This is a genomic window from Solibacillus sp. GQ1 (genome assembly GCF_059758555.1).
The window spans coordinates 1,325,775-1,349,277 of sequence record NZ_JCAXEX010000001.1; the positions used below are offsets into that span (position 1 = coordinate 1,325,775).

The following is a 23,503-nucleotide window of genomic DNA, read 5'->3' on the forward strand; positions in this document are numbered from 1 at the left end:
AAAAATTTTGGGGGGTCTTTTGGATGAAGAAAAAAAGAATGTATTCAGCAACAGCTTTAGCAGCATTTACGGCAGTAGCTGTAGGAGCAACAGGTGTTATGGCAGAAGAGACAATTTTTACGGATGTAACAGTTAGCCATCCATATGCAGAAGGGATCAATGCTTTAACATCTGCAGGTATCGTAAAAGGATTTGAAGACGGTACTTTTAAACCAGATACAACGGTTACTCGCGGACAAGCTGCGAAAATGATTGCGGGTGCTCTTAAACTTGATACAACAAATGTAAAAAATCCTAACTTTAAAGATATTAAAACGTCAAACCAGTATTATAGTCAAATAGCGGCATTAGTAGCTACTGGATTTGTTAATGGTTATGAAGACGGTACATTCCGTACAGCGGATAAAATTACACATAATCAATTAGCTAAAATTTTAACGAATGTTTCTGCGGTATATCCGATTGATGCAACTTCGTTATTAACAGAGTCTAAAGTTGTATTCAACCCTACGAAACAACTTACTCGTGGTGAATTGTCAAGCGTATTGGCAACAATGCTTGCAGCAGCTGCACCAGCACCACAACCACAACCTGAACCGGAAACAAACAATTATAAATTATCAATTATGCATGTGAACGATACTCATGGACGTGTTGATGCATTTCCAAAATTAATGACGGCGGTTAATGAACAACGCGCAAAAACACCAGATGCGCTTCTATTGCATGCGGGTGACGTTTTCAGCGGTACTTTATACTTCAATGAGTTTGAAGGACAAGCTGATCTACCGTTTTTAAATGCATTGAAATTTGATGCGATCACATTAGGGAACCATGAATTTGACTTAGGTTCTTCACCAGAAGGACATAAAGCATTAGCTGAATTCATTAAAGCTTCACAATTCCCGGTTTTAACGGCGAATGCTGACTTTACAAAAGACAGCCTGTTTACAGGTATGTTCTCCGATTTAGTATCAAGCGAGCCAGAAAACGGCAAAATTTACGCTGGTATGATTAAAGAAGTGAACGGCGAAAAAGTCGGGATCTTCGGATTAACGACAGCTGAAACAAAAGATATCGCTTCACCAGGCAGTGTAGCATTTGAAAATTATATCGACGAAGCGAAAAAAGCGGTAAAAGCGTTTGAAGATAAAGGTGTCGATAAAATTATTGCTTTAACACATATCGGATTTGACGATAACCCTGCATATGACAATGATCAAATTCTAGCAAAATCGGTACCTGGCATTGATATTATCGTAGGCGGTCACTCACATACAGAGCTTAAAGAGCCATTCGTAGTTGATACAAACACAGTTGGTGAGAAAAAGGACGCAACATTAATCGTTCAAGCAAAAGAGTATGCTGGATTCCTAGGTACAGTGAATGTTGAATTTGACGAAAATGGTGTCATCGTTAAACATGACGGTCAATTAGTTGAAATCGGTAAACTTGCTGATGACGCTGAAGGTTTAAAAATACTTGCTCCATTTAAAGAAAAAGTAGATGCACTTTCTAAAGCAGAAATCGGTGTTACTTTAGCAGAAGATTTAGTGAGCCCTCGTGCATCAGACGATAATCCAGTGAGTGTACGTAATAGTGAAACGGTATTAGGAAATATCATTACAGACGGTATGCTTGCAAAAGCGAAAAAGTATACGGATAAAAAGGTTGTAATGGCATTGCAAAATGGCGGCGGTATTCGTGCTGCAATTCCAGCAGGCAATATTACAACTGGACAAGTAATTACAGTATTGCCGTTTGGTAATACATTAGCATTAATGGATGTTACAGGTGCTGAATTAAAAGAAGCATTTGAACACTCTGTGAAAGATGCTCCTAAAGAGAATGGCGGATTCCTGCATATCTCAGGTGCTAAACTAGAATACGATTCTTCTAAAGAAGCGGGCTCTCGTGTCGCTTCATTAAAATACTACGATGAAGCAACAAAAGCATATGTAGATGTTGCCGATAACGAAACTTACACAGTTGCTACAAATGCATTCACTGCTAAAGGTGGCGACGGTTTCAGCTCGTTTGAAAAAGCATATGGCGAAGGTCGTGTAACAGACTTAGGTTTATCGGATTGGGAAAACTTAAAAGAACAATTATTATCAATGAAAGAAATTAAGTTTACTACTGAAGGCCGCATTGTAGATACAGCTGCGCCAGTAGAAAAATAATTTAACAGCTAAACCACTAATTTGGGCAACCATTTTAGTGGTTTTTTTATTTTTTTTTTGCAAAATACATTATGTAAATTAAACCTTTCAACATATCACTGGATAACAATAAAATTAGAATATTCAGATAAATAAAGGGGGTCCCGAAATAGAATGTTATTTAACGATTATATTGTCCTATTTTTTGAATATTAATATGAACAAAATTCACGTACTAACAAGAAAATATTTACATTTTCTAGTAGAAATATGTAAAAACTTAGAATATATTATTGTTATACGCAATGAGTATTTATTCATTCGTATAGGTCTAATTTAACAAAAAGGGGGGTTTTTATGGGGTCGTTTCAGTTGTTTGGGAAGGAATTGCAGTCACTGAAAAATCGTAAAGGTTTACTCATTGCGTTGATCGGTGTCATGCTCATTCCAATTGTTTACGTAGCAGTTCTTCTGTCAGCTACATGGGGACCATATGACAACCTGGATAACTTACCGGTTGCGTTCGTCAATAAGGATGCAGGCGGAGTTTCGGGTGGTCAAGCTATCAATGTCGGCAATGATTTAATGGAAACATTAAAAGAAAGTAATTCATTAGGCTGGCATTTTGTGACGGAAGAAGAAGCGATGGAAGGATTGGATAAGCAGGAATTTTACCTAGTGGTAGAAGTGCCGGAAGACTTTTCACAAAAGGTGACAACCGTTCTTGATGCAAATCCGCAAGTACCGGAATTGCGTTATATCCAAAATGAAGGATTAAACTTCATGGGAGCGCAAGTGACAAACAGTGCTGTTGAAAAACTTCGCGAACAATTAGGGGACAAAATTACAGCGACTTATGCCAGAACGGTATTCTCCAGATTTACGGATATCGAAACAGGATTTGCTACTGGGGCAGATGGTTCGAAGCAAATCGTCGACGGCACTGAGCAGCTGGCAAATGGGACGAACACATTATTAACATCGTTGACGGAAAAATCGGCAGATATTAACAAGCTTGCTGTCGGTGCGAAAACGGCAGATGCGGGGGCAAGCCAACTTCTTTCCGCGATCAATGGGGGAACGGGCGATATTAACAAGCTAGCGTCCGGATCACGTCAAGTGGCATCGGGTGCTACACAATTAAAAGGCGGATCTCAGCAAGTATTAGCAGGACTTAATTCATTAAAAGGTGGTTCAACGGAAATCTATACAGGTTTACAGAAATTACAGCCGGGTTCCGAAAATCTCCTGAATGGGTTGCAGCAGCTTTCTGCTGGAGCGAACCAGCTTTATTCAGGTATCGCTGTAGGAGACGGTACGCAGGCGAATCCGGGGTTGGCAAAAGGCCTGAACCAGCTGGCAACCGTATTGAAGTCAAAACAGGCGGATATCGAACAAATGGCACAAGGTGCAGCATTACTGCAAACATTGGCGCAAGCACCTGGCATGGAAGCATATCGTGAAAATTTACTTGCTTTAAGTGCAGGCTTGGGAGAGCTTGGTACCGTTTATCCGGTTGCCGTTCAAAGTGCCAATGCATTAAGCAATGGTGCCAACCAGATGGCGCAATCCATGCCTGCATTGACAACAGGTCTTGAAAATGCAATTGCCGGTCAAAAAACGATCGTGTCCGGTATTGGTTCATTAACGGCTGGACAAGAAAAAGCTGTAAAAGGAATCGATGCACTTGTTTCTGGTCAGACAGCAGTCGTTTCTGGTGCATCTACTTTAGCGGGTGGTGCATCACAAGTAGCAAATGGTAATGCATCGCTAACGAGCTCGTGGAACAAATTAGGTGCAGGTGTTTCCAACCTGAAAAGCGGTTTAACGCAAATCAGCACAGGTAATGAAACTGTTGCAGTTGGTTGGCAAACGATGACAGAAGGCGTTACGTCATTAAATGATGGGGTTAACCGTCTTCAGGCAGGTTCATCGGAATTGGCGACTGGTTTGGAAGGCGGTCGTGAGCAAGTGGCGGCATTACGAATTACTGATGATAATATTGCGATGTTCTCTTCGCCGGTCACATTGGCAGGGGAAAAGGTCAATGAATATGAATATTATCGCGATTCAACAGCTCCGTATATTTTATCTTTGGCACTATTTGTAGGTATGCTTGTGTTGTCCATGTTTGTGGACTTTAAAAAACCGGCTGTATTGCCAAAGTCTGCTGTAAGCTGGTTTGTCAGTAAATGGCTGCAATTAGCACTGTTTGCTACAATTCAGGCTGTATTGGTTACGGTATTTACATTAGTCGTATTACAGCTTTCTGTAGATCATGTGGTGCAGTTTATTTTATTCGGGATTTTTGTCAGCATTGTATTCATGTCGATTATTTTCTTCCTTGTATCGGTTGCCGGCAATATTGGGCGATTTATTGCACTTGTACTGGCTGTTGCACAATTATCGATTACAGGTTCGAATTTACCGATTCCGATGCTTCCTGAAAATTTACAGGCGGTAAGTGCATATTTACCGTTTACGTATTCGATCTCAGGATTTAAATCGGTTATTTCATTAGGTGATCTTTCATTACTATCATCGAATGCTTTAGTCCTTGTTATTTATTTAGTCGTTGCTTCTGTGTTGGCATTGATTGCGTTTATCGTAAGCTATAAATCACTTACGACGAAGTACACACCGGAAGTGCAGCCGACTGCATAACAAAAAAGACCCGTCTACTCTCAAAATAGAGAGTGACGGGTCTAATTATGTTGAATTAAAACTCTACGTGAGCAATCATGCCTTCTTCATCATCAATAGCAAGTGAAATACGGGCTGACATTGAATCACGGCCAAGCTGCTCATCAATATACAGACGAAGTGCCATAATGAAATTCACAGAGTTGTATACTTCCAGTTGTCCGTTGTAGAAAGCTTCCGCTGAATATCCGGCAACATCATCATACATCAGCTCCACTTCCACATCTTCTGGTGCTGTGTTTTTGAATTTTGCATGGAACAGACAAACGGCATTAATTAAATCTTGTTCAAGTAATGTTAGTTTTTCCACGTATCCGTAACCTCTTTATCTTTTTTGCGTTTGATTAACTGGTAAATCTTCACTAGGAAGAAGACAATTGCCGCAATTGCTGCTACGTTGATTAACAGACCTAAAATGTTACCTAACATACCCATGCCGGCAAATAAGCTACCGAATAATAAACCGGCTAAACCACCAAGCATTAAGCCTTTCATTAAACCGCCTTTGTTTGATGCTGTATTTGAATCATTCTTTTTCGTTGTATTATTGTTTTGTTTAGTTGTTGTCGGGTTTGTAGCATCATTATTGTTTTTTTGAATATTAGTATTGTTATTGTTGCTGTTGAAGCCTTTTTTACCTGACTTGTAACCTTTTGCTTCAACTGACTGTGCATCATTAGCAAATAAAATCGTAGTCCCTACACTTGAAAATACAAGTGTGAATGCTAATAAAACCGCTGATAATTTCTTCATGTTTTTCCCCCAATTAGTCTATTTTTTACTTTCTTAGTATATCAAAAATCTACCTGAATAGAAAATGAAAACACTTTTCAGCAAATAATACAAGCAATACGCGAAAGATAACATTTCTTGTGAAAATCACAAAAATTATTGTATTCATAATTATGAAACTGTATGATGAAATATAATTTAGACGAAAATTCTGAATTTACATCATTATGTAAAGAATACACGTCAAATAATTAAGTTGGGGGAATAAATAATGAGTAAAATTCGCATTGGTATTGTAGGTTACGGAAATTTAGGTCGAGGTGTGGAAGCAGCAATTGGTCAAAATGCTGACATGGAATTGGTAGCTGTATTTACGCGTCGTGATCCTGCTTCAGTTGCCATCCAATCACCAAATGTACCGGTTTATTTAGTGGATGATGCACCGAATTACAAGGAACAGATTGATGTTATGATTTTATGTGGTGGATCTGCAAAAGATTTACCTGAGCAAGTGCCGCATTTTGCGCAATGGTTCAACACGATCGACAGCTATGATACACATGCAAAAATCCCGGAATTTTTTGATACTGTTGATGCTGCTGCACAAAAAAGTGATACAGTCTCCATCATTTCGGTTGGCTGGGACCCGGGGCTATTTTCATTGAACCGTCTATTAGGTGAAACAGTTCTGCCTGAAGGAAATACATATACGTTCTGGGGAGACGGCTTAAGCCAAGGCCACTCAGATGCAGTACGCCGCATTGAAGGAGTAAAAAATGCAGTACAATATACTTTACCGATTAAAGAAGCGGTTAACCGTGTTCTCAACGGTGAAAATCCTGAGCTGACAACACGTGAAAAACATGCCCGTGAATGCTTTGTTGTATTAGCTGAAGGTGCAGATGCAGCAACAATCGAAAAAGAAATTAAAGAAATGCCAAACTATTTTGCGGACTATGATACAACGGTGAACTTTATTACAGAAGCAGAATTTAAAGAAAATCACCAAGGTATGCCACATGGCGGGTTTGTTATCCGTTCTGGTCAATCAGGCGAATCAGACAAGCAAATTATGGAGTTTTCTTTAACGCTTGAATCGAATCCGATGTTCACATCTAGCGTTCTCGTTGCCTATGCACGTGCTGCATACAAATTGCACGCGAAAGGAGATAAAGGTGCAAAAACTGTATTCGATATTCCGTACGGTTTATTATCACCAAAATCCCCAGCAGATTTACGCAAAGAATTACTGTAATTTTCAAACAAGCGTCGTCTAATAAATTTAGGCGACGTTTTTTCGATTTTTGCTAGACAAATCGTCGATAAAGACTTTTCTTTCGCGGTTTTGCAACGTAGAATAGAGAAGTTAAGTCTCTGAAATATGGTTGTCCACTTTAGAGCGATTTAAAATCCCCTCATGAATCTGAAATTACAGCAGATTTAAATGGTATACAGAAAGGATGTTTAATGTGCAGGATAAGCGTTTTAAAATCGCACATAAAGAAGCACTAATCGGTGTCGTGCTTGTCATCATCAATTTTGCGATCTGGTTCGGATTTGCATATGGACTCGGTTCCGGTGACCCGCTAGAATATGATTACGTATTCGGATTCCCGGCATGGTTTTTCTATAGCTGTATCGCAGGAACAATTTTCATGATTATTGCCATCTGGATTGCGATGAAGCTTTTCTTCAAAGACATTTCACTTGAAGAGGAGGATGAGCAAAAATGATACATTGGTCTGTTATTATTCCATTATTAATATTTTTAATCATCATTTTTGGCATCGGTATTTGGGCAAATCGCCAAGTACGCACATCTAATTCGTTTTTACAGGAGTATTTTTTAGGCGGCCGAGAAATGGGCGGGTTCATCCTGGCGATGACGATGATGGCGACATATGGGAGTGCCTCAAGTTTTATCGGGGGCCCGGGTGTGGCCTATAATACAGGGCTTGGATGGGTTCTGTTAGCAATGGCACAGCTGCCTGCAGGTTATTTTGTTTTAATGGTGCTCGGCAAGAAGTTTGCGATTGTTGCACGCCGTATTGAAGCCATTACATTAATCGACTTTTTAAAGAAACGCTATGACAGTCATACAATCGTTATTTTATCGGCGATCAGCATCATTATTTTCCTTTTTGCATCGATGACAGCACAATGGGTAGGTGGTGCACGTCTGATTGAATCATTGACAGGACTATCCTATATAAATGCATTGCTCATTTTTGCGGTAGCAGTTTTGGCTTATGTAATTATCGGTGGTTTCCGGGCTGTCGCGTTAACGGATGCATTGCAAGGGTCCATAATGATTATTGGTACAGTCGTTCTCCTTATTGCTACAGTCATTGCCGGTGGTGGTGTTGACACGATTATGCAAGGACTGGTAGCAGAAAATCCGAATTTAGTGACGCCATTTGGTGCAGAACAAAATCTGACACCATTATATGTATCAACATTTTGGATTTTAATTGGACTAGGTGTGATCGGTTTGCCACAAATTGCAGTTCGTGCGATGAGCTACAAAGATTCGAAAAGCTTACATAAAGCAATTCTAATAGGTACAATCGGGATTGGTACAATCATGTTCGGCATGCATTTAATTGGTGTATTTGCACGTCCGGTTATGCCTGGAATTGAAGTCGGCGATAAAGTGATGCCATTGCTGACATTGGAGGTGCTGCCGCCGGTATTGGCAGGAATCGTACTCGCAGCTCCAATGGCAGCCATCATGTCGACGGTCAATGCATTGCTGATTCTAGTTAGTTCAACAGTTGTAAAAGATATTTATTTAAACTATATCAATCCGAAAGCAAGCGATGCACAAATTAAAAACCGCAGCTTCTGGGTGACGAGCATTATTGGGATCGCGGTAGTTATTTTCGCCGTCAAACCGCCAGAACTGTTAATCATGCTGAACTTGTTTGCGTTCGGCGGACTGGAATCAGCCTTTTTATGGAGTGTTGTATTTGGCCTGTATTGGAAGAAAGCAAATAAATACGGGGCTATCAGTTCGATGATTGTCGGCCTGACATTATATATTGTCATCTACCGTTTTGCGGAAAATATTTATGGCATGCATTCCGTAACAATTCCGATCATAGCTTCTCTTATCACATTTGTAGCAGTAAGTATGATTGCTCAAAAGGTAAAAAAAATAGAAGATTACCATTTTTAATAGCCAGAATCGTTTTGGCTCTGTATGATAGAAACCAGAACTATCAATTGATAGTTCTGGTTTATTTGACGTTAAACGCTTATTATTGTAAACTAGGTTACATAAAGTAACTTAATAAAAAATAAAGGTGATAAGATGAAAAAAATAATGGCTATTTTAGAAGATAAAATTCAGCTTGTACGTCGTGATGATCTGCAAAATATTGCAGTAGTCGGACCGGTAAAGCTACCTATAAAACAAGAAAATCTAGAAGCAACATTCCAATGGTATTCATGGACGACTGTTGAAAAAAATCAGACAAAAGAACAGGTCGTAGAATCTGTATCGTCTATGCATTTAGCTTTTGGCCAGCAGTCTTCTGTACTGGTGTATGGAGATTTTGCCAACCAGGATGATGCTTTGATCCGCATGCACAGTATTTGTCATACAGGTGATATTTTTGGTTCGCAGCGTTGTGACTGTGGCTATCAGTTGCATGAATCGATGAAAATGATTGTCGAGCACGGCTGTGGCGCAATCTTTTATTTAGCAGATCATGAAGGGCGCGGTATTGGACTGTTTTCAAAATCATTAGCTTACCTATTACAGGAAGAAGCGTTTGATACAGTGGAAGCAAATCATGCACTTGGTTTTGAAGATGATGTCCGTTCATATGATGATGCAATCCGTGTACTACAGGTGCTTCGTTCAAAACCGGTAACACTCATTACGAACAACCCGAAAAAGCTTGCAGCGCTGCAGGAAAACGGATTACTTGCGGATGGCCATATTCCTTTATGGGGCGGTCTTACGGAAACGAATGAACAGTACTTGAAAACAAAAGTAGAAAAGTCTGGGCATATCGCGATGGTTGAAAAGCTAACTGTGTAAGGAGAATTTCAAATGAAAACTGATCAGGACTATATGCAACTTGCGCTTCAATTGGCGGCAAGTGCCAGAGGGAATACAAATCCAAATCCGTTAGTAGGAGCCGTCATCGTAAAAGATGGTGTCATCGTCGGTACAGGACTTCATCGAAAAGCAGGGGAACCCCATGCTGAAGTCCATGCGGTGAACATGGCAGGCGAGCTTACAAAAGATGCGACCATTTATGTCACATTGGAACCGTGTTCGCACTACGGTAAAACACCACCATGTGCGAAGCTGCTGAAAGAAAGCGGATTTAAACGCGTTGTTGTTGCAACGGAAGATCCAAACCCTGAAGTGGCAGGGCGCGGTATTCGCCTGTTGCGTGAAGCGGGAATCGAAGTGGAGGTTGGAGTTCTTCAGGAGGAAGCTCAAAAGCTGAATGAACGTTTTATTCATAATATGCTGACAGAGTGTCCATTTGTTGTTGCAAAATTCGCAATGACACTTGACGGCAAAATCGCGACATATAACGGGCATTCACAATGGATTACAGGTGAAGCAGCACGTGCGGATGTCCATGAATTGCGTCATGAAGTGGACGGGATATTAGTCGGTGTACAAACAGTTTTAAATGACAACCCGAAACTGACTACTCGTTTAAAGGATAATCGACAAGGTCGTAACCCGATTCGGGTAGTCTTGGACAGTACTTTGAAAACACCGGTTGATGCGCATATTGCGGATACGACAGAAGCTCGTACAATCATTGTCACTTCACTTGATTCAGATACGGTAAAGGCACAGCAGCTGGAACGCAACGGTGTTGAAATTATCCGTGTGGAAAAAGAATCAACAGGCTTGAAAATAGAGGATATGTTGAAAGCATTATATAAAAAGGGCATTACGCATCTGCTTGTTGAAGGTGGCGGCAATGTGAACGCATCATTTTTACGAGGCGGCTTCATTGACCAGTATATGGTATATGTCGCTCCGAAAGTATTGGGAGGGAAAAACTCCATTACGCCGTTTACCGGATCTGATGTGGAAACCATCGATTTGGCTAGCCAGCTTGAATTCGGTGAAGTCACTCGCATCGGGGAAGATTTGCGTATTATAGCCTATCCAAAGAAGGCTGGTTTATATGAATAGAAAAGTGGATGTTTGCATTGTTGGCGGTGGTCCGGGCGGTGCACTGCTTGCCAATATTTTGGCGAAAAATAATGTGTCGGTACTTTTAATTGAGCGGACTAATGACTTTGCGAAGGCATTCCGCGGGGAACACTTAAATGAAGAAGGCGAGCGGATTCTTAAACAGTACGAGCTTTTCGAAAGAATTGAACAGCTCGGTTTGCTTCGCATGGAAACATTGGAATATTGGATGAGCGGTGAAAAGTTTAAAACAATTGAACCGGATCCGGCTGTAGGCCATTTAGGTATCCATGTTCCGCAAGCTCATTTACTTCAGGCAATTATCGAGCAGGCAAAGGGCTATCCAACGTTTAGCTATTTATTGAATACAACGGTTAAAGAGCTTATTCAAAACGAGCATGGACAATATACAGCGGTTCGCGCTAAACAAGGTGATACTGATATTACAATTGAGGCACAGCTGATCATCGGTGCGGATGGACGCTATTCCACAGTGAGAAAATTGGCGGATTTGGATGTAACAATCCGTGATCATGGCTATGACTTGCTTTGGGCGAGAATACCGGCACCTGAAAATTGGACTCCTTCAATTAAAATGGCCTTAGTTGACGGCATGCAAATTTCCTTGTTTACGCAGGCAAAAGGATACATCCAAATCGGCTGGAATATCGAAAAGGGAAGCTATCCGGAATTACGCAAACAGCCGTTTATACTGTTTATAGAAAAACTTGTAAAAGCATTTCCTCAATTGGCATCCGTCGTACAGGAGCATATTCAGTCCTGGAAAGACTTTGTGCTGCTTGATGTATTCAGCAGTACGACCGAACAATGGGGAAAAGAAGGTGTCGCATTAATTGGTGATGCTGTTCATACGATGACTCCGACTGGCGCTTACGGATTAAATAGTTCGTTAATGGATGCCCATGTGCTGGCACAAATGCTGCTGGAAAATGAGGAATTTGATTTTGTCAGCTGCGCAACGGCACGAAAAAAACAAATCGAAAAAATTCAGGCTATACAAATAGAAAAAGAGCAAAAGTTCCATGAAGCTTTTCTCGTATTAAGTTAGGTGAGATATATGAAATTTGGTTTTGATATTGATGATACGTTAATCGATTTACGTCGACATGCTTTTCAATTATATAATAAGAAATTGAACAAGATGATTGGCGAAGATGTTTTCGATACAATCCCTACTGTCGAAATTCACGCACCATTTGGATTAACAAATGAAGAAGGCAGCCAAATGTGGAAAGATACGATGGAAGAAATCTATTTCACGGACTGTCCAAGCTTTGAAGGGGCAAAGGAAGTTTTAAATGCTTTGGCAGATGAAGGACATGAAATCTATTATATAACGTCTCGTCCCAAAGGGTATTGTGAACAGACCCGTGCATGGGTAAAAGCACAAGGATTCCCGGTTGTTGATGAGCGTTTTTACTGCGGCATGGCAGACCATGAGAAAATCGATATCATCAAAAGTTTGGAACTGGACGTTTATGTAGATGATAAGCCGGCTGTTTTAAACACATTGGCGGGGAGTTCAACGAAAGTCATTGTGAAAAATCAGTCCTACAATCAGGCAGTAGAGTATACGCGTCTGACAAGTTGGGATGAATTCAATAAACTGATCGGTTATGCCTCGGTGTAATCGAAAGAAGAAACTCCCGGAGTATTTCCGGGAGTTTTTTTTATATAAAAAGTGAAAATAGTTTGAATTTTTTCCTTTCAAGTGAATGAATATGTGGTATTGTTAACAGTGTATAGACATACCGGTTGGAGGATTTTACTATGATAACACAACAACATTACGAAGCAAGCGTTCATTACAATGGGATTATATTACTGTCGGCTTACTTACAACGCCAGTATGTATATCGTACAATTCAAGTACGTCTGAACGGAGCAAGTGTAGAACCATTAAATAAAGTGAAAAATATGCTTGAACATACAGAGCTGATGCTTAATATTTTTGAGGAATCAAAAGATCTGATGGAAGGCCAGCGCAGCAAACTTAAATCATTTGCAGATGAGGTAGCCCTTTTGATGCAAAATTATATTAAAGAAGATCCGGATTTTAAAGAGCGTCTAGCAGTTGTCGGCTCAACACTTTACTCGGAGCAGCTGATGAATAACGGAATTATTAAACTCGGCTATATTTTCAAGCAAAATATCGGCAAAGATTTCCCGGCACGCGTCAAGTTTTATGAAGAACGTACAAAAGTTATCGACGTGATGGTACAGCTCGTATCGGAAGGTAAAGAAATCGAAAAGGGCATGCAGGACATTTTAAATAAATGGTATGACGGCATTGCCAATCAGAAAAAAGGCATTATGGAAGATTTATCGAAAATTAACGAAATGCTCGATTTTAAAGCAGAATAATTAAAGATTTGTGCAGAAAAGTAGAAGTAAATTAATAAACGGATATTTTGTAAAATTGATTGGAATGGAGGGCGACTCCAGCGGGAACAGCACGACGCCTGAGACTACAGGCTCAGGCCGTGCCCGCGGAAAGCGTCCCGGAATGGAAATCAATTTTTAACGCATAGAAAAAATGCCATTTTTCTCTCTCGGAGGAAAATGGCATTTTTGGGCTATGTCTCACAATTTATGCGCGTTCAAAAAATACTTTATCGATATTGTATTTTGACTGGAATTGATTGATCGCATATGTTTCGTAGATTTCACGTTCCATTGGATCTTCAATTTCATATACTTCAATTTTGTGGATTTCGGCACGGTGGTTTTTCATTGGAGATACATTATCTTCAAAGTGCTTTTTAATACGCTGACGGATTTTACGTGCTTTCCCTACGAATAAAAGCTCGTTCTTTTCGTTGTAGAAGAAGAAGATTCCGCCTTTATCACGCGTAATTTTATGGAAATCAATAAACCCGAAGTACGGAGTAATTTCCACTTCACCTGGTTTTAACACTTGTTCGCGTTGACGAATTACTAAATCTGGTTTTGGCATTTCAATATTAATCAAACTGTTCACGTCCCTAAATTATTCTAAAAGTTTATTTTACACGATATTCCGGTAAATTGCTATTGATATAGTAGTCCAAGCATTGGAGAATTGAAAAATAAGTAGGGATTTTACCGTTATTTTCAAAATCAAAGGGACTACTTACTATATAAATATTCATATTATCCGACACTATACTTTTTTTAATTAAATCACCCCTTCGAACAAACAAACAATAAACTATAATCTACATACCCTTAAGCTAATAAAAAAATCATTTTCAACACTCTAAGGTCAAGCAAAAAATTCTAACTTATTTGCTTGTTTGGATAGATTTTGAATTTTCGCTTTCTTTTTCATGGAAGATTGCTTATGGTAATAATAGTTTGTTCAGCAATAAGCAATTATACATATTAATTTTAAACTGCAGTTTTAACAGAGAGAAGGAATCGTATGCAAAAATTTAAAGGTGAGCTGCTCATGCTCATCACCGCTGTTATGTGGGGAAGCGGTTTTGTAGGAATGGCAAAAGGGCTTGAACATTGGACTGTATTTCAATTGATGGCCGGGAGATTTTTACTGGCCTCCATTATTTTAAGTTTCATTTTCTATAAAAAATTAAAACTAATTTCTAAGGCAGTAGTATGGAAAGGGGCAATTCTCGGCGTAATCCTATTTGTCGCGTTTGCATTACAGACAATGGGTTTGGAATATACAACACCTTCTAAAAATGCATTCCTGACAGCGATTAATGTTATCATCGTTCCAATAATCGCTTATGTCATCTATAAAAGAAGAATTGACCGGTTTGAATTTATCGCAGCTGGTGTAGCAGTTGTCGGAATTGGATTTTTATCATTGCAGGATTCAATGACGATTAATTTTGGCGATTTCCTGTCAATTCTTTGTGCAGTCGGATTCGCTTTTGATATTTTTTATACAAATGTCTTTGTAAAAGCGGAAGATGCTTTAGCGCTGACGATTGTTCAGTTTTATACAGCGACTGTACTGAGTGTAGTAAGTGTCATCATACTTGGGGAAGTACCGACTACTTATACTTCAGAAGGCTTGGGGATCATCGTTTACTTGGCGATATTTTGTACAGCTGTTGCATATGTGTGTCAAAATATCGGAATGCAATATGCAAACCCAACGAAATCAGCCATAATTTTATCGACGGAATCATTGTTCGGTACGATGTTCTCTGTGCTTATTTTAAACGAACTTTTAACAGGTCGTATGCTTGTTGGATGTATCCTCATCTTCTTTGCGATATTGTTTGCGGAAGTCAAACCGACCTTTAGACGAAAGAAATCCTATGTTTAACAAACAGCCATTTTAAGCGATCCGTTTAAAATGGCTGTTTTTGTTTATTATTATAGAAATCCGGAAAAGGATAAGAGATGAAATAAGGGGAGGACTGGTTAAATGTTAAATTATACTCGAAATGGTTTAGGGGAAGTTGTCGTATTAGTACATGGATTTTTAGGGAGTGCAGCAATATTTGAAAAAATTATGGAGCCATTAACAAAGCAATTTGACGTAATTGCAATCGATTTGCCAGGACACGGAAAAAGCGAAATGCCGGAAGGGGAATATACAGTATATCGCTATGCCGAAGATATTATCGATGTATTAGTAACAGAAAAAGTTGAAAAGGCTTATTGGATCGGGCATTCGATGGGTGGCTATATTACATTGGCCGCAATCGAGAAACAATATTCTAAAATCGAAAAGGCTGTCTTGCTGTATTCATCCGACTCATCGGACACACCGGAAGCAATCGATAAGAGAACGAAGCAACAAGAAGAGATTCAGGAACATGGAACTGGATCGTTCGTTGATGGTATTATTCATAACTTCCTTGCGCCTGATGCAAAAACGGAAGATGTACTGTTCGCAAAAGAAGTTGCCTATGAAGCAAAAGAAGAAGGGCTCGTTGCGGCACTTGGTGCAATGAAGTCACGTCCAAACCAACGTGATCTTGTCGATACGTTACCGATCCCAATCCTTGTAATCGAAGGAGAACAGGACAAAGCGGTTACACCGATTACGACTTCCAACCCGAATGTGGAAAAGGTAAAAACAAATACAGGGCATCTCGGGATGGTGGAAGATGCTCAAACCGTAGCAAGAGAAATCATCCGTTTCCTGAACAGCGAAAACTAAAAAGAGAGGGATCCATATTTATTGGGTCCCTCTCTTTTTAACTGTACTGCTTTTTCAAATATAATGTAATCCAATTAAAGCATTCGTTTTTCTCTAAATTGGCGACAAGACCCATAATGATCGCATTTCTTGGATTATCGCTTTTCAGTTCTTCTATTAATAACTGTATGGAATCGAGTTCTAATTTATTCGTTGTCTGTTGTTGAAGTGACAACAAATCCTCCATTATATGGTCAATCGAATAATTTTCGATACGTTTGTAAAACTGGGAAGGATGTTCAAGCAGTGCGATTTTACTTTTCGTTGCTAATAAAGTAGTCTTCTCAACAAGTGAATCAGCAAATTTCCCCGAATCGAATGGCTGGCATGAATCGAAAATATACTGCATATACGATTGTACCATCCCATTTATTATAACGACTAAATCGTATTGTCTTCCTTCGATTTGCTCGCCAAACACTTCGAATAACAGCTTCTCCAAATTTTTATTGGAAAACTCTACATAATAATGAATCCGCTCAATTAATGCTTTATTGATGGCAGAAACGTTTTCCTTCATCAAAATATCCGCAAATCCAGCATAGTGTGACAATACTTTCATAGTATGAACAAAGTAGATATGGAGCTTATCTGAAGGTGTATGGCCTTCACTGACTGCTTGGTCAACTTCGCGAATTATATTGTTCATAAAATGTTCAATAATAGAAAAAACGAGCTCGTCTTTGGATTTAAATGATAAATAAAAAGCCCCTTTAGAAATGCCGCAATGATCGGTAATTTGCTGCACTGACGTAGCTTCTATCCCTTTTTCGGCAAATAAATGTAGTGCTGAATCGATGATCAATTGTTTTCTTGTCATAATATTTTCAAGCCCCTTTCAATTGACACGTGACCGACTAGTCATTATTATAGAATGGTGGTTACATATAGTCAAGAAAGGTAAGGTGGAACCGTGAAAGGCTTAGTAAATTTCGTATTGAAAAATAAGCTTGCCGTATGGTTACTAACAATCATAATCGTGTTTTCCGGTATTTATTCATCCACACGTATGAAAATGGAATCGATTCCAGATATTTCGATCCCGTTCTTAATCGTGATGGGTGTTTATCCTGGTGCAACACCCGAGCAAGTAATGGATGATCTTTCAATTCCTTATGAAAAGGCAGTTGAAAGTCTGGAAGATGTAAAGGCTGTATATTCTACATCTTCATCAAATGTTTCACAAGTTCAAGTGGAATATGAATATGGCGTGGATATGGATGAAAAGAAACGTCAGTTAGAAGCTGCTTTAGATAATATTGAGCTTCCTGAAGGTGCACAAGAACCTTCAATCATGGCAATCAGTATGAACATGATGCCTGTCATTGCATTATCAGTAAGTAGTTCGGATGAAGATATTGTTGAACTGACGTCAACAGTAGAGCAAACGATTCTGCCAAAACTAAACAAAATTGATGGTGTTGCTTCTGCGACAGTTACAGGTCAACATCTTGAAGAAGTAGCCTTCACATATGATGAAGAAAAGATGGCACAATTAGGTCTAACAGAAGACTCTGTTAAGCAAATGATTCAGGCAAGTGACCTTGCAGTCTCGTTAGGATTATACGAGTTTGAAGATGGCGAGCAAGCTGTTGCAGTTGACGGCAAGTTCAAAACAGAAGAGCAGTTAAAAGAAATGCTGATTCCTGTTACGCCTTCTGAAACAAACCCGGTTCCTTTCGTGAAACTAGGGGATATTGCTGAAATCGAAAAAGTAGGTAAAGTGCAGTCTGTATCTCGAACGAATGGTAAAGATGCGATTGCAATCCAAATCGTAAAAGGTCAGGATGCCAATACGGTTACTGTAGCAAATGCAGTAAAAGATTTAATTGAAGAAGAGCAGGAAGCCATTTCTGGTCTTAAAATCGATATTTCTTTAGACCAAGGGAAACCAATTGAAGATTCTGTCTTTACAATGGTTGAAAAAGCGGTGTTTGGTGGTTTAATCGCAGTATTGATTATCCTATTATTCCTGCGTGACTTTAAATCAACAATCATCTCAATCATCTCCATTCCGGTGTCAGTATTCATGGCATTAATGGCATTGCATTGGTTGGATATTACATTGAATATTATGACGCTTGGAGCGATTACTGTTGCGATCGGACGGGTAATTGATGACTCGATTGTAGTAGTAGAAAATATTTATCGTCGTATGCACTTGAAAGAAGAGAAATTACAAGGCCGTGCGTTAATTCGTGAAGCAACAATTGAAATGTTCAAGCCGATCATGTCTTCAACATTAGTTACAATTGCTGTATTCGCACCACTTGTATTTGTAGGGGGTATGGTAGGGGAATTATTCGTACCATTCGCATTAACAATGTCATTTGCATTAATCGCATCATTAATCGTAGCGGTTACAATCGTACCAGCACTTTCACATACATTATTCCGTAAGAAAATTTACGGTGAAAAGTCTGAAAGTCAGCATAAAGAAGTTGGTAAGCTTGCAGTAACATACCGTAATTTCTTGGAAAAAACATTAAACCATAAATGGATTTCATCGATTATTGCTGTAGTTCTATTAGTCGGTTCACTAGCGTTAACACCATTAATCGGCTTTAGTTTCATGGGCTCTCAAGAAGAGAAAGTGATGTACTTAACATACACACCAGGTACTGGCGAATTAATGGATAAAACACTGGAAAATATTGAAGAAGTAGAACAGGAATTACTGAAGCGTAAAGATATCGATGTTTTACAATTATCGGTGAACACGGAAACTTCTACTGATGCTGCAGCAATGATGACTGGCGGCGGTGCAGGCGGCGGTTTAATCTATGCGATTTTCGATCCGGACATGGATGATTTCCCGAAAGCGAAAAAAGAACTAGAAGACTATATCTTTAATGTTGGCCAATCCGGCGAATGGAAAACACAAAACTTCGCGATGGGTATGTCATCGAATGAAGTTAGCTATACACTATACAGTGAAAATTTAGATAAGTTAAACGAAGCAGTTGCTCAAGTTGAAGATGTTCTAGTGGACATTAAAGGACTTGATGAAGTTGAATCAAATGCTTCAGCACCGTATGTAGAAAATGTAATTAAAGTAGATCAGGAAAATGTATTACAATACGGCCTGACTACTGCCCAAATTTTAATGGCTTTACAAACAAATACAGCAAAAGAAGTACTGACAACTGTTGAAAGTGACGGCGCTGATATTAATGTAGTTGTTCAACGTGAAGCAAAATCTGCGGCAGCGGATATTGATGAATTATTGGAAACACCGATTCAAACGGCAACTGGTCAGACAATGACAATTGGTGACATTGTTAAACTTGAAGAAGGCACAACTTTAAATTCATTATCTCGTCAAAAAGGTGAATACTTTGCGACCGTATCGGCAACGATTACAGACAAAGATATTTCAAAAGCAACATCTGCAGCAGATGAAAAAATTGCTGATTTAGATTTACCGAAAGGCGTTACGACTGGTGTAGGTGGTGTTGCAGCAGATATGACTGAAACATTTACTCAACTAGGTGTTGCGATGATTGCAGCAATTGCAATTGTTTACTTCATCTTGGTAGTAACATTCGGTGAAGGTTTAGCACCATTTGCGATTTTATTCTCATTACCATTTACTGTTATCGGTTCATGGATTGGATTATTCGCAACAGGTCTTACAATTTCAGTTTCAGTTATGATGGGATTACTGATGTTAATCGGTATCGTAGTCACAAACGCAATCGTACTTGTTGACCGTATTATCCGTATGGAACATGAAGGTATGAACATGCGTGAAGCGATACTGGAAGCCGGAGCAACTCGTTTACGTCCGATCTTAATGACGGCGATTGCAACAATTGGTGCTATGTTACCAATGGCATTCGGTGGAGCTGGCGGCGGTCTGATTTCTCAAGACTTAGCTGTAACAGTAATTGGTGGTTTATTATCATCAACATTATTAACATTGATCATCGTACCGATTGTATATGAAGTATTATCAAAAATGCTGAAGAAAAATCGTAAAGATGTAAAAGACAATTAATACGAGCAGCCTGTAAGAAGTCATTTCTTACAGGCTGTTTTTTAGTGTAAAGTAATGGGTATAGATGAAAAGTTTTGATATACATAAAAGGAGGCATGAGATGAAGAAATTATTGTTGTTAAGTCTAGTAGTTGCAGCGATATTCAGTTTCAATGCGAGTTCTGCCAAAGCAACTTCAGACACAATCGGGCTTGGCAAAAACCCTGTGCAAGTAATTGTGAAGAAAAATACGGAATTAATTGATGAACAGGGCAAGTTCATCAAAACTGTAGCAAAAGGAGACAAGCTATTACTGCAGGCGATAAAAGGGAAGTCTGGAGTAATTAAATATTCTTCTAAATCAGCTTACATTCCTTTAACCGATGTTCATTATATCCAATTAGTCGATGGTGCGAAAACAATTCCCTATGACGAAATGGCAGCAAAGCTAAAGCTTGTTTCAGCAATGTATCCGTCGCTGACGAAATTGCAGGAAATCGGAAAATCGGTTGAGGGACGGCCATTATATTCATTGAAAGTTGGCTCGGGTAAAAAGGAAGTATTAATGGATGCGTCTTTTCACGGACGTGAACATATGACGACAAATGTTTTGATGGAAATGATTGATTCGTATGTTAAGGCTTATGTAAACGGAACGAAAATCGAAAAATACGATGTAAAGAAACTATTAAGTGAAGTGAGCATCGTATTTGTGCCAATGGTGAATCCGGACGGAGTAACACTTGCACAAGGCGGCAAAGTAAAAACATCGATAACAAAACTGAAAGCGATGAACAATAACAGCACCAATTTCAATCGTTGGAAAGCAAACATTAACGGTGTCGATTTGAACCGTCAATTTAATGTAAACTGGCATTTAATTAAAAAGACAAAACCTTCCTTCAAAGAATATAAAGGTAAAGCGCCAAATACAGAACCGGAAGCGCTCGCAATTAAACGACTAATCGATCGCGGCAATCATTTAGCGTATGTCTCTTATCATTCTTCCGGTCAGATCATATATTGGAGCCAAGCGAAATCAAAATTCAGCCGAACGAAAAAGTTGGTAAAAGGAATATCAAACATTACCGGTTATAAATTGATGCCTGTAACCAAAAAAAATGAACCGATTGCAGCATCTGAAGATTACTTTACAAAAGTAAAAGACCGCCCTGCGATGACGGTCGAAATCGCACCATTTGCAGGGGAAGCATCAGTTCCGTTAAAACGTTGGAATAATGTTTGGAAGCAGAATAAAACAATCGGACTGTACGTAGCCAATGAAGCGCGAAATTGGTAAAAAAACTGGTGAACCCCAATTGCGGAGGTTCACCAGTTTTTAGTTTGCTTATTGAGTGGGTATTTTTCGTTTATGCTTTGGAACGAAAAGTACGATGATAAAGGCGATGATCGTTAATAAGAACATATAGAAATACGTTGAGCTTGCCGCATTTGCATAACTTTCATTTGCCAGTACGGAAGAGTCAGTTAACTGCAGAGAATATACGGTTACGATAACAGCTGTTCCGATTGCCCCTGCGAGTTGCCTTATTGTATTATTCACTGCAGACCCGTGTGATGCCAGTTCTCTCGGAATCGCATTAAGCGCAGCTGTATTTAAAGGCATTGTAATGAACGCTAACCCGATCCGCAAAACAATAGTACGTAATAAAATATATACATACATAGTTGTTGAAGATAGGTCAATAACAAGCCACATTGAAATCGCGATTAATAGTAACCCGAAAATAAATAATGGTTTCGCACCATATTTATCAAAAAGTTTTCCTGTAACTGGTGACAATAGTGCATTAATAATCGCACCGGGAAGCAGCAGCAACCCTGCATCCAATGCGGAAAATCCTCGCCCATCCTGTAAATACATCGGAAGTAAAATCAAGTCTGCATACATGATGATCGTAATTACGACATTAATAATTGTCGTCATGGAATACATTTTATAACGGAATACCGATATATTCAGTAAAGGATCCTGTGAAGACAGTTGACGTTGGCAAAACAGAAAGATAATGATCAATCCCGCACCAATCGTTGTTAAAATAACCCCATCATCCCATCCGCGACTTCCGGCACTACTAAAGCCGAACAACAAGAAACCAAAGCCGAAAGTTGAGTAAAGTAAGCTGATCAAGTCAATTTTTAATTTTGCGCCGTCATTTACATTCATCAAGTATTTATACGCTAAGCCAATAATAATAACGATGAAAGGAATTAAACTGATAAACAGCCAGCGCCATGATAAATAATCAATAATAAATCCGGCAAGCGTCGGAGCAATGGCAGGTGCAAATATAATTGCAAATCCCACTCGTCCCATAATCGCGCCCCGTCTTTCTTCAGGGAACAAGTAGACGATTACGGTCATCATTAAAGGTAAAATAATGCCGGCACCTACAGCCTGAATCATACGCCCTGTTAAAAGCATGCTGAAGTTCATGGCACATGCTGCGACAACAGAACCAGCTAATAAAAATAGCATTGCACTAATAAACAGTTGACGTGTTGAAAATCGCTTCATTAAAAAAGCAGTAATTGGAACTAAAATTCCGTTTACGAGCATAAATCCGGTTGCCAGCCATTGGATTGTCGTAGGCGCAACTGAAAAGGTGGTCATTAAATCACTTAAAGCAACATTGAGTAACGTCTGATTTAAAGTGGAGAAGAAACAGCCTGCGATCATGACAATCAGCAATATTTTTCTTGTTTGTTCAGATAAATCGTTTTGCATTTTAAAACTCCTTACGCTACGATAACTTTATAGACAATCTGTCTAATAAGTATCATAACAAGTAAAACAAGCATTTGACTATAAACAATAAATCACGAACTGTAGACTAATCGACAAATCAGTAAAATATGTAGATATAGTAGCGTTTAATAGACAGGAATGATAAAAATGAAGAAAATGGATCCTCGTACAATTCGTACGAAAGAAATGTTGAAGAGAGCGGTATTTAAACTTTTAAACGAAGGGGTTATGCTCAACCAGTTATCTGTACAAAAAGTAACAAAGCAAGCTACGTTAAATCGTACAACATTTTATTTGCACTATGAAGATATTAATCATTTGCTGGAAGATTTAACAAAGGAGATTTTTAATGAAGTAACAGAAAAAATAACGGATTTAAACCATATTCATTTGTTAAATGAAAAGGAACATTTAGTTGAGCTGCTCAATTATTTAGCCTCACAAAGACATGCTTTACGATTACTTTTCCAGTTTGAACAATTTGAGAAAGTGCTATTTCAATTGATGAAGCAATTAATTGATACAAGAAGGCTGAACAGTGACCGGGTTACATCGAATTCCCTTGTTGACAGCCATATAAAAGCAGCTTCCATTGTTGGCGTGATTTCTTGGTGGTTGAAAGGAGGCGGGCATTTTACTGCTGGATATATTGCAGACCAGATTCACCTCATGTACAGAAGATAGTTTAGCTGCTCCTTGCAACTAAACTATAACTTATACGAAATTGAGAACATGAGAGGTAAAGTCGGCAGTTATTCACTTGGAATAAACCCGAGCGTTTTTAAGTTCTTAATTGCTGATT

The 23,503-nt window shown here is 39.1% G+C and carries 20 protein-coding genes; 15 read left to right on the forward strand and 5 right to left on the reverse strand.

Annotation, left to right across the window (positions count from 1 at the left end):
* The first annotated feature begins 23 nt into the window (after positions 1 to 23).
* Together AC6CH1_RS06560 and AC6CH1_RS06565 are read left to right on the forward strand one after the other, a co-directional pair.
* Positions 24 to 2,183: a 5'-nucleotidase C-terminal domain-containing protein gene (locus tag AC6CH1_RS06560; protein WP_498316692.1), complete on the forward strand. Its 2,160-nt coding sequence runs from the start codon at positions 24 to 26 to the stop codon at positions 2,181 to 2,183.
* 336 nt (positions 2,184 to 2,519) lie between these two features.
* Positions 2,520 to 4,826 (forward strand): YhgE/Pip family protein, encoded by a 2,307-nt coding sequence (locus AC6CH1_RS06565; protein WP_498316694.1) that lies wholly within the window; start codon positions 2,520 to 2,522, stop codon positions 4,824 to 4,826.
* Positions 4,827 to 4,881: 55 nt separating this feature from the next.
* Here AC6CH1_RS06565 and AC6CH1_RS06570 read toward each other — a convergent pair whose 3' ends face one another.
* Together AC6CH1_RS06570 and AC6CH1_RS06575 are read right to left on the reverse strand one after the other, a co-directional pair.
* Positions 4,882 to 5,175: a YxcD family protein gene (locus tag AC6CH1_RS06570; RefSeq protein ID WP_251688070.1), complete on the reverse strand. Its 294-nt coding sequence runs from the start codon at positions 5,173 to 5,175 to the stop codon at positions 4,882 to 4,884.
* Positions 5,163 to 5,618: a hypothetical protein gene (locus AC6CH1_RS06575; protein ID WP_251688068.1), complete on the reverse strand. Its 456-nt coding sequence runs from the start codon at positions 5,616 to 5,618 to the stop codon at positions 5,163 to 5,165. The genes AC6CH1_RS06570 and AC6CH1_RS06575 overlap by 13 nt, the downstream gene beginning before the upstream one ends.
* A 250-nt stretch (positions 5,619 to 5,868) precedes the next feature.
* Here AC6CH1_RS06575 and AC6CH1_RS06580 point away from each other — a divergent pair, with 250 nt between their 5' ends.
* The 8 genes from AC6CH1_RS06580 to AC6CH1_RS06615 all read left to right on the forward strand — a co-directional run bounded on the left by AC6CH1_RS06580 (position 5,869) and on the right by AC6CH1_RS06615 (position 13,158).
* Positions 5,869 to 6,852, forward strand: a complete 984-nt coding sequence (locus AC6CH1_RS06580; RefSeq protein WP_498316696.1) for a diaminopimelate dehydrogenase — start codon at positions 5,869 to 5,871, stop codon at positions 6,850 to 6,852.
* Between the two features lie 205 nt (positions 6,853 to 7,057).
* Complete coding sequence (locus AC6CH1_RS06585; RefSeq protein ID WP_251688064.1) at positions 7,058 to 7,330, forward strand: YhdT family protein; 273 nt, start codon at positions 7,058 to 7,060, stop codon at positions 7,328 to 7,330.
* The gene (gene panF, locus AC6CH1_RS06590; protein ID WP_498317749.1) at positions 7,330 to 8,775 is read left to right on the forward strand and encodes a sodium/pantothenate symporter; all 1,446 of its coding nucleotides are present in this window, start codon (positions 7,330 to 7,332) and stop codon (positions 8,773 to 8,775) included. Before AC6CH1_RS06585 ends, panF begins: the two co-directional genes overlap by 1 nt.
* Before the next feature lie 135 nt (positions 8,776 to 8,910).
* Positions 8,911 to 9,645 (forward strand): GTP cyclohydrolase II, encoded by a 735-nt coding sequence (locus tag AC6CH1_RS06595; protein ID WP_427710020.1) that lies wholly within the window; start codon positions 8,911 to 8,913, stop codon positions 9,643 to 9,645.
* Between the two features lie 12 nt (positions 9,646 to 9,657).
* Positions 9,658 to 10,773 (forward strand): bifunctional diaminohydroxyphosphoribosylaminopyrimidine deaminase/5-amino-6-(5-phosphoribosylamino)uracil reductase RibD, encoded by a 1,116-nt coding sequence (ribD, locus tag AC6CH1_RS06600; RefSeq protein ID WP_251688060.1) that lies wholly within the window; start codon positions 9,658 to 9,660, stop codon positions 10,771 to 10,773.
* Entirely contained in the window at positions 10,766 to 11,842 is a 1,077-nt protein-coding gene (locus AC6CH1_RS06605) for an FAD-dependent monooxygenase (RefSeq protein WP_498316697.1), read from the forward strand. Before ribD ends, AC6CH1_RS06605 begins: the two co-directional genes overlap by 8 nt.
* Before the next feature lie 9 nt (positions 11,843 to 11,851).
* Positions 11,852 to 12,424 carry a 5' nucleotidase, NT5C type gene (locus AC6CH1_RS06610; protein ID WP_251688056.1) on the forward strand — a complete coding sequence of 191 codons (573 nt, stop codon included), beginning with the start codon at positions 11,852 to 11,854 and terminating at the stop codon, positions 12,422 to 12,424.
* A gap of 140 nt (positions 12,425 to 12,564) precedes the next feature.
* On the forward strand, positions 12,565 to 13,158 hold the full coding sequence (locus tag AC6CH1_RS06615) for a transcriptional regulator (protein WP_498316699.1): 594 nt from the start codon (positions 12,565 to 12,567) through the stop codon (positions 13,156 to 13,158).
* A gap of 226 nt (positions 13,159 to 13,384) precedes the next feature.
* On the opposite strand, the gene AC6CH1_RS06620 is transcribed toward AC6CH1_RS06615, so the two are convergent.
* Entirely contained in the window at positions 13,385 to 13,765 is a 381-nt protein-coding gene (locus AC6CH1_RS06620; protein WP_251688052.1) for a nucleotide excision repair endonuclease, read from the reverse strand.
* A 432-nt stretch (positions 13,766 to 14,197) separates the two neighbouring features.
* Between AC6CH1_RS06620 and AC6CH1_RS06625 the strand changes: the two genes are divergently transcribed.
* Together AC6CH1_RS06625 and AC6CH1_RS06630 are read left to right on the forward strand one after the other, a co-directional pair.
* Positions 14,198 to 15,070: a DMT family transporter gene (locus AC6CH1_RS06625; protein WP_251688050.1), complete on the forward strand. Its 873-nt coding sequence runs from the start codon at positions 14,198 to 14,200 to the stop codon at positions 15,068 to 15,070.
* Positions 15,071 to 15,172: 102 nt separating this feature from the next.
* On the forward strand, positions 15,173 to 15,913 hold the full coding sequence (locus AC6CH1_RS06630; protein ID WP_498316701.1) for an alpha/beta fold hydrolase: 741 nt from the start codon (positions 15,173 to 15,175) through the stop codon (positions 15,911 to 15,913).
* Positions 15,914 to 15,950: 37 nt separating this feature from the next.
* Here the strand turns inward: AC6CH1_RS06630 and AC6CH1_RS06635 are convergent, their stop codons facing one another.
* Entirely contained in the window at positions 15,951 to 16,772 is an 822-nt protein-coding gene (locus AC6CH1_RS06635; RefSeq protein ID WP_498316702.1) for a TetR/AcrR family transcriptional regulator, read from the reverse strand.
* 93 nt (positions 16,773 to 16,865) lie between these two features.
* On the opposite strand from AC6CH1_RS06635, the gene AC6CH1_RS06640 reads away from it, so the two are divergent.
* Positions 16,866 to 19,952, forward strand: a complete 3,087-nt coding sequence (locus tag AC6CH1_RS06640) for an efflux RND transporter permease subunit (RefSeq protein WP_498316704.1) — start codon at positions 16,866 to 16,868, stop codon at positions 19,950 to 19,952.
* Positions 19,953 to 20,052: 100 nt separating this feature from the next.
* Positions 20,053 to 21,231, forward strand: a complete 1,179-nt coding sequence (locus AC6CH1_RS06645; RefSeq protein ID WP_498316705.1) for a M14 family zinc carboxypeptidase — start codon at positions 20,053 to 20,055, stop codon at positions 21,229 to 21,231.
* Between the two features lie 48 nt (positions 21,232 to 21,279).
* Here AC6CH1_RS06645 and AC6CH1_RS06650 read toward each other — a convergent pair whose 3' ends face one another.
* A complete protein-coding gene (locus AC6CH1_RS06650) occupies positions 21,280 to 22,680 on the reverse strand; it encodes a DHA2 family efflux MFS transporter permease subunit (RefSeq protein WP_498316707.1) in 1,401 nt (466 codons plus the stop codon).
* A gap of 159 nt (positions 22,681 to 22,839) precedes the next feature.
* Between AC6CH1_RS06650 and AC6CH1_RS06655 the strand changes: the two genes are divergently transcribed.
* Positions 22,840 to 23,385: a TetR/AcrR family transcriptional regulator gene (locus tag AC6CH1_RS06655; RefSeq protein WP_498316708.1), complete on the forward strand. Its 546-nt coding sequence runs from the start codon at positions 22,840 to 22,842 to the stop codon at positions 23,383 to 23,385.
* Positions 23,386 to 23,503 lie beyond the last annotated feature (118 nt).

What these genes read in the sequence shown, in the direction of transcription:
- AC6CH1_RS06560 (WP_498316692.1), top strand. Translation starts at nt 24, where the DNA reads ATGAAGAAAAAAAGAATGTATTCAGCAACAGCTTTAGCAGCATTTACG.
- AC6CH1_RS06565 (WP_498316694.1), top strand. Translation starts at nt 2,520, where the DNA reads ATGGGGTCGTTTCAGTTGTTTGGGAAGGAATTGCAGTCACTGAAAAAT.
- AC6CH1_RS06575 (WP_251688068.1), bottom strand. Translation starts at nt 5,618, where the DNA reads ATGAAGAAATTATCAGCGGTTTTATTAGCATTCACACTTGTATTTTCA.
- AC6CH1_RS06580 (WP_498316696.1), top strand. Translation starts at nt 5,869, where the DNA reads ATGAGTAAAATTCGCATTGGTATTGTAGGTTACGGAAATTTAGGTCGA.
- AC6CH1_RS06585 (WP_251688064.1), top strand. Translation starts at nt 7,058, where the DNA reads ATGTTTAATGTGCAGGATAAGCGTTTTAAAATCGCACATAAAGAAGCA.
- AC6CH1_RS06595 (WP_427710020.1), top strand. Translation starts at nt 8,911, where the DNA reads ATGAAAAAAATAATGGCTATTTTAGAAGATAAAATTCAGCTTGTACGT.
- ribD (WP_251688060.1), top strand. Translation starts at nt 9,658, where the DNA reads ATGAAAACTGATCAGGACTATATGCAACTTGCGCTTCAATTGGCGGCA.
- AC6CH1_RS06605 (WP_498316697.1), top strand. Translation starts at nt 10,766, where the DNA reads ATGAATAGAAAAGTGGATGTTTGCATTGTTGGCGGTGGTCCGGGCGGT.
- AC6CH1_RS06610 (WP_251688056.1), top strand. Translation starts at nt 11,852, where the DNA reads ATGAAATTTGGTTTTGATATTGATGATACGTTAATCGATTTACGTCGA.
- AC6CH1_RS06615 (WP_498316699.1), top strand. Translation starts at nt 12,565, where the DNA reads ATGATAACACAACAACATTACGAAGCAAGCGTTCATTACAATGGGATT.
- AC6CH1_RS06625 (WP_251688050.1), top strand. Translation starts at nt 14,198, where the DNA reads ATGCAAAAATTTAAAGGTGAGCTGCTCATGCTCATCACCGCTGTTATG.
- AC6CH1_RS06630 (WP_498316701.1), top strand. Translation starts at nt 15,173, where the DNA reads ATGTTAAATTATACTCGAAATGGTTTAGGGGAAGTTGTCGTATTAGTA.
- AC6CH1_RS06635 (WP_498316702.1), bottom strand. Translation starts at nt 16,772, where the DNA reads ATGACAAGAAAACAATTGATCATCGATTCAGCACTACATTTATTTGCC.
- AC6CH1_RS06645 (WP_498316705.1), top strand. Translation starts at nt 20,053, where the DNA reads ATGAAGAAATTATTGTTGTTAAGTCTAGTAGTTGCAGCGATATTCAGT.
- AC6CH1_RS06650 (WP_498316707.1), bottom strand. Translation starts at nt 22,680, where the DNA reads ATGCAAAACGATTTATCTGAACAAACAAGAAAAATATTGCTGATTGTC.
- AC6CH1_RS06655 (WP_498316708.1), top strand. Translation starts at nt 22,840, where the DNA reads ATGATAAAAATGAAGAAAATGGATCCTCGTACAATTCGTACGAAAGAA.